This window comes from Aquidulcibacter paucihalophilus (genome assembly GCF_002105465.1).
Classification (GTDB): Bacteria; Pseudomonadota; Alphaproteobacteria; order Caulobacterales; family Aquidulcibacteraceae; genus Aquidulcibacter; species Aquidulcibacter paucihalophilus.
Genome location: NZ_NCSQ01000007.1, coordinates 19,620 through 27,168, shown reverse-complemented (window position 1 = coordinate 27,168; position 7,549 = coordinate 19,620). Strand labels below are relative to the sequence as shown.

Below are 7,549 nucleotides of genomic sequence, written 5' to 3'. Positions count from 1 at the left end.
TTGCAATGCGGTTTCGTACGTTCAAACTTTTCCTTAGCCATGGTCGTGCCCTTCGTCTCTAGTAACATAGCGTTTGAAGACGCTACAAAATTCAAAAAACTGGAGCGGGTAGACGGGATCGAACCGACATCCTCAGCTTGGAAGGCTGCTGCACTACCATTGTGCTATACCCGCATCCGATTTCCCGAACCGACGAGCCCCAGGTTGGCCATTCAAGGATTGCGGTTTGGGATGTCACTGGTGGTGAGGATAGGATTTGAACCTATGTACTCTCTCGAGGGCAGATTTACAGTCTGCTGCCATTAACCACTCGGCCACCTCACCAGGTGACACCCAATCGCAACCGATGCCAGCACATACCGCAACGGCGTTTCAGGAGTTCCAAACCCGCTTGCCGGACATGAGACACTTCATGCCCCAGCCACGGCAAGCCGCTCTGGAAGGGCCGCGTTATAGCGATGGTCGCTCCAAACGCAATGGCGATTGGCTGTGATCAAGCAGATGAGTTTCACATAACTGCAGGACGAAACTATTTTGGCACACAGGCCCGCCCTGTCAATCGGCTAAAGCGGCCCTAATCAACCCGAAAGCCGCCCGAGCCTAATCTGGTAACTCGGGGGCTTCCTTCCAATTTGGCTGCTGACACATCACCCGACCCAATGATGTTGATTTGCGGGTCGATGACCGTGCCGCCGTGACGTATATTGCCAGAGCCTGCAATATTGGCTTCCAACCGCGAGCGGCCACCCTGAATAAAGGTGTCCCCTGATCCTGCGAGATTGATGGACACATCCCTTTGGACTTCGCCGAGGCGGATATTGCCCGATCCCGCCAAATTGATCTCGGTTCGACCGCCAATCGAGCCAATATTGGTATTGCCGGCGCCTGCAAGGTCCAGCTTCAAATTGCCGCCAACGCGGCCGGTTTGATTGTCGCCAGAGCCCGCTAAGCTCGCCTTTAGATCACCACCGACGCTTTCGGTACGAAAATCGCCAGAGCCCGCCAAGGTCAGTTCCAAATTGCGGGTCACTTTGCCCAAAGCAAAATCACCACACCCGATCATGGTAATGGTGGCCCCGCCGACATCCCCGGCCTTGCCACTGATCAGTGAACGCTTGATTCGCAGCCCCATGGAGCTTGGCCCTGTCACCACAATCTTGGGAAGATCTTCTGCTGTATAGCGCACCCCATCGATTTTGATTTCCTCGATACGGCGGCCATTTTGGCTATAACTGCTGCAATTGGTGCGCATTTTGCCTTGGATTGGACCTTTGACACGTAAAACTATCCCATCCCGCTCTGTTGTGGCGGATAATTTAGCACCGGGCGTCACTTGGACGTTGAATGCAGCCCCGGGGGAGGTTCGAATTTCGACTTGGCCAGCAACACCATCCAATTCCAACAAACGGGCTTGCCCATCAGTTTGGGCTGCAACCGGTTGAAAGCCAATGACCAGAGCCGCACCCAATCCGATTCCAAATGTCAGGCCTAAGCCTTGCTTACGTGTCAACATGATCTTCAATCTCCTGTCCGTCCTCAAAAGAGTTTCAGCAGCCCTTATAGGCGACAGCGCCGCCTTTTTCCCGTTAAAAGAAAGTCATGACTAAGAATTCACGTTTTCGTCCAAAGGACGGTGGCAGAGACTCGGGACGCGACCGGTCTTCCGGTGCGCCTTGGAAGGCAAAGGGGCCGCGCCCAACCCGCGATGATAAGCCAAGCGATGGCAGCATGTGGATCTATGGCACACATGCAGTACTTGCGGTTTTGGCCAATCCCAAGCGCAAGGTGCTAGAGCTTCGTGCGACCCGCAATACGCTGGAAAGTTTAGACGATAGCCAAGTGGATAAGAGCAAGATTGCTTTGACCGATGGCGAGAGTCTGTCGGCCCTTTTGCCGCCCGGTGCCGTTCATCAAGGCATCGCAGTGCGTGTACATCCGCTGGAAAGTAGCGACCTCGACCAAGCGCTTTCCACGGCAGAAGGTATTGCCTTGATCTTGGACCAAGTGACCGATCCGCAAAACATCGGGGCCATTTTCCGCTCCGCCGCCGCCTTTGGCGTGCGCGCCATCATTCAGCAAGACCGCAAAGCCCCGCCCATTACCGGTTCGCTGGCGAAGGCTGCCGTTGGTGGCATTGAATTGGTGCCCGATGTCCGTGTGGTGAACATTGCTCAAACCATTGTTCAATTGGCCGAAGATGGGTGGATGACAGTGGGATTATCCGGAGAGGCCGAGCAAGATTTGGCTGACGTGCTTGATAGCTCGCCGGTCGTGCTGGTCATGGGGGCAGAAGGCAAAGGCTTGCGCCATTTGGTGGGCGAGCGGTGCGACCGATTGGCGCGTATACCCATTCATCCGCAAATGGAAAGCTTGAATGTGTCGGCTGCTTCCGCCATTGCCCTCTATGCGGCCCATATGGCGCAAAAGAAGAAGTCGACCGACGGATGACGCCTGAAATCATGATAAGTGAGGGCATAAAGCTCCTCGAGATCCTGGCCATCGATGTAGCCCTCTCAGGCGATAATGCGATTGCTGTTGGGTTGGCCGCTGCAGGTTTGCCGGTCGAGCAACGCCGGAAGGTCATATTCTGGGGCCTTGCTGGTGCTGTTGTCCTGCGTGTTCTATTCGCACTGGTTGCAGCAAAGCTTTTGCTGATCACTGGCTTGCAATTGCTGGGCGGTTTGCTGTTGGTGTGGGTCGGCTGGAAGCTGTTGACGGAATTGCGCGAGCAAGACGCAGCCGACGCCGATCATGACGGGATTCCAGACCATGTAATGGCCCATCCCAAGACCCTGACTAGCGCCATCATCACCGTGATGATCGCCAATCTGTCGATGTCGCTCGACAATGTATTGGCCGTGGCTGGGGCTGCCCAAGGCCATATGGTCGTTTTGGCGCTTGGCCTTCTATGCGCCATTGGTTTCATGGCTTTTGCCGCGGACCTCATCGCTAATCTTTTGCAAAAGCATCGCTGGATTGGCTATTTGGGCGTTGCCGTCATCTATCTGGTTGCAGCCAATATGGTGTGGCATGGCGGCCTGCAGGTGTGGGAATTCTTGGTTGCCAAAACGGGCTGAGCTGGCCGCTTAGGCCAAAGCTTTGGCGACGACGGCGATATCGTCGACCGCAGTTTGCCAAGAGGCTACGAAACGATAGGTGTCTGGGCCGAACGTGGTCCATGGGTAAAAGCCAATCCCTGCGGATTGGAGGGCAATCTTCTGGTTGGCATTAAGGTGCACAAATACTTCATTGCCGGCCACAGGAGCCGCTAAATGGGCCCCTGCCCGCTCAAAACACGCGCCCAAATCGGCTGCCATCTGGTTGGCATGGCCTGCAAGGGAGAGCCACAAACCATCCTCAAGCATAGCGACAGCTTGGGCGGACAAATAGCGGTGCTTGGAGAAAAGTTGGCCAGCGCGCTTGCGCAGATAAGCGGTGGCCTTGGTGCGGGCTTGGCCGAACAGGATCAATATCTCTGCTGCCACAGCCCCATTCTTAGTCAAGCCAAAGCTCAAGGCATCAACCCCTGCCCGCCACGATAACTCGCTTGCAGATGCCTTTGTCCCAACCACCGCATTGGCAAAACGGGCACCGTCAACATGGAGAACCCAATGTTCCTTCGCGCAGACCCTGCTGATCGCACGCATATGATCGGGGAGATAGACCTGTCCACTCTCGCTCAAATTAGTCAAGGTGACCGCCCGGGGCTGGAGCCCATGAACAAAGTCCGGGTTATGGCGGGCAGCAGCGGCTTCGACATCCTCAGGCTGAACCAAAAGCCCCTGAGAGCCCAAGGCAACGAGGCGAGAGCCACTGGTGAAGAATTCCGGGCCATTGCCCTCATCCTCCAGCACATGGGCATGGGGATGGGCCATGATTGCCGCCCAAGGTGGGCACAGAGCAGACAGGGCTAAGCCATTGGCCGCCCCGCCGGTTCCAACAAAATAGGCGTCTAGGTCTCGTGTCTCAAAAACCTCATAAAGCAGATCGAGCGCGCGCACAGTCCAAGGATCATCGCCATAGCTTCCACAGCGCCCCTCATTGGCGGCCAGCATGGCTTCCAAGACACGTGGGTGGGCTGGGGCTTGATTGTCGGAGCCAAACATTAGGCAAGGCCCGCATCCGCCGAAGGTCGCGCTTTCACCGCGTCACGCCAGCGCGCAATATTGGGGTGGACCTCCCACGGCTTGAACTTCACAATCCGCCCAAATTCAAGTGCGGCAAAGGCCGTGATGTCTGCGATGGTGAACCGATTACCTGCAACATACGCGCGATCTGCCAAATCCGCATTGAGCCATTCCATGGCGACCTTGGCCTTCTCGGCAGAGGCGTCGGCAAAGGCCTGAATTTGGGGCTTTTCCAGAACCGCTAGGCCTGGATGACCGTGCCGCACCCAATTGGCAACAGGCAGAAGCACGCCCCACTCAACCCGTCGATCAAACATCTCGATAAAGGCCCGCTCTTCAGGAGTCTCCCCCATTAAATTAGGTTCTGTTTGAAGATGTTCGAGGTAAGTGCAGATCGCACGGCTCTCGGTCAAGAAGCGGCCGTCGTCGAGCTCCAAAACGGGCACAAGCCCCATAGGGTTGCGCCCCAAATGCTCAGGCACTTTGGTCTGAGTGGCAAGATCGAGGTGCACCTTTTCGACTTTTTCCCATAAGCCCTTCTCGGCCAGAAACATATGAACGCGGCGCGGATTAGGGGCGAGCTTAGCTGTGTAAAGTTTCATCGTGAGACCTCGGATTATCAATGGACAAACACGCCCATAGGCAGAGCCGCCACAATCGTCGCGGATAAGCAGGTGGCCAAGAAACCAGGGATCAGGGCTTTCCACGCAAGCTTGAGGATTTCGTTTCGCCGCTCGGGCATCAATACCGTCATGCCACCGGTCATAATTCCAATGGAGCCCACATTGGCAAAGCCGCACAACGCATAGGTCATGATCATGCGCGAGCGCTCGCTCAAGGCTTCGACTGGGATATTGCCGAGTTCAATGAAGGCGACAAATTCCGTCAAAAAGAGCTTGGAACCAAACAGGCCGCCTGCCTTCTGCATGTCCTCAGCCGGGATACCGATGATCCAAGCAAGCGGTGAGAACAAGTAGCCAAAGATGCGCTGCAGGGTCAGTGGGCCACCCCCTTGGTCGCCAAAAATGGTTAGAAGGCCGTTAGCGATCCAAACGAAAGACACAAAGACCAACAAAAAGGCACCAACATTGACCACCACCATCATTCCATCTTGAACACCCTTGGTGACGGCATCCATCGTCGATTCATATTTGAGGGCGGAGCTGTAATCCATGCCATCAACATATTGGCCAGGCTGCTCTGGGATCATGACGCGGGCCAGCAAAATGCCTGCAGGGGCGGTGATGATTGACGCGACCAGGACATGGCCGGCGGCATTGGGCAAAGTGGGTGACAGAATAGCGGCATAGGCAACCATGGTAGAGCCTGCAACGGTAGCAAGACCTACAACCATCATCATAAAAAGCTCAGAGCGTGAGAGTTTGTCGAGATAGCCCTTGATCACAATCGGGCTCTCCACCATGCCCATGAAGATATTGGCGGCAGTTGCCAGCGCAGACGCCCCCCCTAGCCCCATCGACTTCTCAAACAAATAGCCAAAGCCGCGCGTGACCCATTGCAAGATTTTCCAATGCCAAAGCACTGCCGACAGGGCTGAAATCACGAGGATTAGCGGCAAGACTTGAAATGCGAAAACAAACGGAGGTGGTGCGCCGGGCTTGGCCAACTGATAAGGGGCCTCACCGCCGCCCAAATAGCCAAAGACAAATTTCGTGCCTTCAACGGTTGCGGCATTGAGACCATCGACGGCCGAATTGACCCCATTCAAGAAACCCTGTGAGGCCGGAACTGCGAACAAGAGAACCAGAAGAAAGGCCTGCACTGCCATAGCCCCCAATGCCAGTCGCCACGGAAAGGTCTTCCGGTTCTCACTCATCGCCCAGCAAAGACCGATGATTAAGACTGCACCAAGGATAGCGCGCGCGTTGTCCCAGCCCCATTCCATATCGACCACCCCATTCGTGTCACGGCTCAGACTTCCTGCTTAAGGCGGACCAAGGGATTGGGGAAGGCCGATCGACACTCCTCTGCAGCCCAGATGCTTGCTACAGAGCTCGCGAGGATTTGTTGACCAGACTTTCAACATTTTAGGCTAAGAGTTGGAACGTGAGCAGGCCCTTATACCATCCAGCGGCAGATTTTCTGTCCCGTCGACGCCCAACGGTCAGCCGCGAGCCTGCCGATGTGCCGATTGGTGCCGCCCATCCTGACAATCGGCGCAAGATCATATTGATTGATCTGGCCATCGCATTTTATCTGTTCTGCTGCTTTGGCTCCACCGTGGCTTTTGTCATGAAGGTGCAGCATTTGAAGGAGGCTCCTGCTTGGTCTCTCCTCATTTACGCGCCTACAGTGCTTTTGACTGCTCTAGCGGTCGCCTATAAGCCGCATATGGCCTTACGCACCGCTTTGGTGGGCGGGCCCTTCTTCCTCTTCATTTTATGGACGATGGCGAGCTTTCAATGGTCGAACCAGCCTGATCTCACCCTTCGGCAGGGTCTCTTGATGTGTGTGACCTATGGGGCAGCCTGCATGGTCAGCCAGTATTTGAGCTGGTTACGGCTCGCGCGGATTCTAGCATGCCTGTTTACGATGCAGGCTGTCGTCTCAGCAGGACTTGCCATTCTGACCCCGCAGTGGGGGGTGATGACGGAGATTTATCCCGGGGCTTGGTCGGGTATATGGAGCTTTAAGCAGACGTTGGGCGTAGCCATGGCCGTCGCATCGGGAGGGGTTATGGGCTATGCGCTCATGCAGCCGCGGGCGGTCATCTGGACAGCCCCTGCCCTTGTGATCATCGCTCTGTGTGCAATCAAGAGTGAAGCAACCACCGCGATCTTGGTAACCGGGCTTGCGATGGCCATGCCTATCGCTGTTTGGCTGGCGCAGCGCCACCCCAGTGCCGCAGTTTTGTCGGTCTGGGCGGTTGTTTCGGGTCTTGCAATTGCGTTCTTGGTTATCACCATCCTTGCGCCCCTTGTATTTCAGCTTTTGGGAAAAGCGCCAACCCTGACGGGCCGCACCGATATCTGGCGCGCTTTAGAGGACCCGATTTCTGTAAGGCCCTGGCTGGGCTGGGGCTATCAAGCCTTTTGGACCGACACCTCTTTGACAAGCCCAGTCGATAAAGTAACAGCGGCTATGGAGGGTTTCAGGCCACCTGACGCCCATTCCACGCCAATCGATATTCGCTTGCAACTGGGATTGATCGGGCTTGTCTTGATTGCTTTGACCTTTGCCCGAACATGGTGGCAAATTGTGATGCAGGCAGCGCGTGAGCCAGCCATGATGCCTATGATCGGTATCTTCACGGCGATCACCGCGATGGCCTTCACAGAAGTCATTGGGCTTTATCCGATGGACGGCATGACCCTGATTGTTCAGATCGTGATTGTGAAAACGGCTTTGTCGGCTTGGAATCATCGAGACCGGATCAAAGGCAGACCGATCTTGGTTTGACC

General features: G+C 55.6%; 7 protein-coding genes and 2 tRNA genes. 3 read left to right on the top strand and 6 right to left on the bottom strand.

Going from position 1 to position 7,549, the window contains the following annotated elements:
• Positions 1-100 precede the first annotated feature (100 nt).
• From B7364_RS00270 to B7364_RS00260, 3 genes are all read right to left on the bottom strand, one after another.
• Positions 101-174 (bottom strand) — tRNA-Gly (locus B7364_RS00270).
• A 64-nt stretch (positions 175-238) separates the two neighbouring features.
• Positions 239-324: transfer RNA gene (locus B7364_RS00265), tRNA-Tyr, on the bottom strand.
• A gap of 250 nt (positions 325-574) precedes the next feature.
• Positions 575-1,513: a GIN domain-containing protein gene (locus B7364_RS00260; protein ID WP_085337938.1), complete on the bottom strand. Its 939-nt coding sequence runs from the start codon at positions 1,511-1,513 to the stop codon at positions 575-577.
• 86 nt (positions 1,514-1,599) lie between these two features.
• Between B7364_RS00260 and rlmB the strand changes: the two genes are divergently transcribed.
• Both rlmB and B7364_RS00250 read left to right on the top strand, forming a co-directional pair.
• The gene (rlmB, locus tag B7364_RS00255) at positions 1,600-2,448 is read left to right on the top strand and encodes a 23S rRNA (guanosine(2251)-2'-O)-methyltransferase RlmB (protein ID WP_085337937.1); all 849 of its coding nucleotides are present in this window, start codon (positions 1,600-1,602) and stop codon (positions 2,446-2,448) included.
• Positions 2,445-3,077: a YjbE family putative metal transport protein gene (locus B7364_RS00250; protein ID WP_085337936.1), complete on the top strand. Its 633-nt coding sequence runs from the start codon at positions 2,445-2,447 to the stop codon at positions 3,075-3,077. The genes rlmB and B7364_RS00250 overlap by 4 nt, the downstream gene beginning before the upstream one ends.
• A 9-nt stretch (positions 3,078-3,086) precedes the next feature.
• Here B7364_RS00250 and B7364_RS00245 read toward each other — a convergent pair whose 3' ends face one another.
• Genes B7364_RS00245 through B7364_RS00235 form a run of 3 tightly spaced genes read right to left on the bottom strand, consistent with a single transcriptional unit; the run spans position 3,087 to position 6,033 of the window.
• Positions 3,087-4,106, bottom strand: coding sequence for a threonine aldolase family protein (locus B7364_RS00245; RefSeq protein ID WP_085337935.1), 1,020 nt, complete (start codon positions 4,104-4,106; stop codon positions 3,087-3,089).
• Positions 4,106-4,729, bottom strand: coding sequence for a glutathione S-transferase family protein (locus B7364_RS00240; RefSeq protein WP_085337934.1), 624 nt, complete (start codon positions 4,727-4,729; stop codon positions 4,106-4,108). The genes B7364_RS00245 and B7364_RS00240 overlap by 1 nt, the downstream gene beginning before the upstream one ends.
• 17 nt (positions 4,730-4,746) lie before the next feature.
• Positions 4,747-6,033, bottom strand: a complete 1,287-nt coding sequence (locus B7364_RS00235) for a NupC/NupG family nucleoside CNT transporter (RefSeq protein WP_085337933.1) — start codon at positions 6,031-6,033, stop codon at positions 4,747-4,749.
• A gap of 161 nt (positions 6,034-6,194) precedes the next feature.
• Here B7364_RS00235 and B7364_RS00230 point away from each other — a divergent pair, with 161 nt between their 5' ends.
• The gene (locus tag B7364_RS00230; RefSeq protein ID WP_085337932.1) at positions 6,195-7,547 is read left to right on the top strand and encodes an O-antigen ligase family protein; all 1,353 of its coding nucleotides are present in this window, start codon (positions 6,195-6,197) and stop codon (positions 7,545-7,547) included.
• The last annotated feature ends 2 nt before the right edge of the window (positions 7,548-7,549 follow it).

Coding starts and splice junctions, on each gene's coding strand:
- B7364_RS00250 (WP_085337936.1), top strand. CDS start 2,445: ATGACGCCTGAAATCATGATAAGTGAGGGCATAAAGCTCCTCGAGATC.
- B7364_RS00260 (WP_085337938.1), bottom strand. CDS start 1,513: ATGTTGACACGTAAGCAAGGCTTAGGCCTGACATTTGGAATCGGATTG.
- B7364_RS00245 (WP_085337935.1), bottom strand. CDS start 4,106: ATGTTTGGCTCCGACAATCAAGCCCCAGCCCACCCACGTGTCTTGGAA.
- B7364_RS00235 (WP_085337933.1), bottom strand. CDS start 6,033: ATGGAATGGGGCTGGGACAACGCGCGCGCTATCCTTGGTGCAGTCTTA.
- B7364_RS00240 (WP_085337934.1), bottom strand. CDS start 4,729: ATGAAACTTTACACAGCTAAGCTCGCCCCTAATCCGCGCCGCGTTCAT.
- rlmB (WP_085337937.1), top strand. CDS start 1,600: ATGACTAAGAATTCACGTTTTCGTCCAAAGGACGGTGGCAGAGACTCG.